Here is a 972-nt window from a genome sequence, read left to right on the forward strand (position 1 = left end):
CTTAAATTGTTGTGCCACATTCTCTGCAGTCTGTGGCATGGTCTCTACACCATACATGGCTTTTAGCTTCGGATTGATAAAACGCCATCCCATGGTGGTGTCTTCAATCTTCTGGCTACGGCTATAAGCCGTTTCCGATTTACCCATCACAAACGGAGCACGCGACATGCTTTCCACACCGCCTGCAATGATCAGGTTTGCTTCACCCGCTTTAATCGCACGGGCTGCCATAGCAATCGCATCTAGTGATGAACCACATAGACGGTTGATGGTGGTGGCTGGCACTTCGACAGGTAAGCCTGCCAACAATGCCGACATACGACCAACATTACGGTTGTCTTCACCCGCTTGGTTGGCACAACCGTAAATCACGTCATCTACCTGTTTCCAGTCCACGCTTGGATTACGTTGCATTAAGGTCTGAATCGGCACAGCACCCAAGTCATCGGCACGGACTGGTGCTAAACCCCCAGCATAACGACCGAATGGGGTACGGATGGCATCGATAATATAAGCGTCTTTCATTCTTACGTTTCCATTTTGAAATCTGTTGTTGTCACTGCCACAAATGATGGATTTATTCATTTTCCTTTGCGTAGGCAAAGCCTCACTTTTGATAGGGCAAAAGTGACAAAACCCTTTGTTACTCAGACACAACATCCCTGTTGAGCTGAGTAACGAGGCGACATCCTTGTCGCCAGCCATGTGAGCAAATACAGTTTTAAAATTCTTTCCCAGCATTTGCTTGAGCCTATCGTCATCAACAACCTACTCAAATCTTGATCAGGATTGTTTTTGCAATCCAATTGGATAGATGCCCATAGTGAACAGGTTTTGTTGATGACAAAGTTTTTCTTGCGTGACGTTGTCACTCATTTTTTAAAAAAGTAACAAGAACGAGCTGTTAGACTTTGAATCCCCCTTAGTCCCCTTTAATAAAGGGGGAAACGCCTCCCTTTGAAAAGGGAGGTT

At 45.7% G+C, this 972-nt stretch carries 1 protein-coding gene; it reads right to left on the reverse strand.

All coding sequences use genetic code 11. The features are described 5' to 3' along the window. Positions 1 to 525: thiolase family protein (locus F4W09_RS16975; protein WP_272482709.1), on the reverse strand; the 525-nt coding region annotated here is incomplete at its 3' end. Positions 526 to 972: the final 447 nt, after the last annotated feature.

Origin of the sequence: Acinetobacter tandoii (genome assembly GCF_008867985.1) — a bacterium.
Classification (GTDB): Bacteria; Pseudomonadota; Gammaproteobacteria; order Pseudomonadales; family Moraxellaceae; genus Acinetobacter; species Acinetobacter tandoii.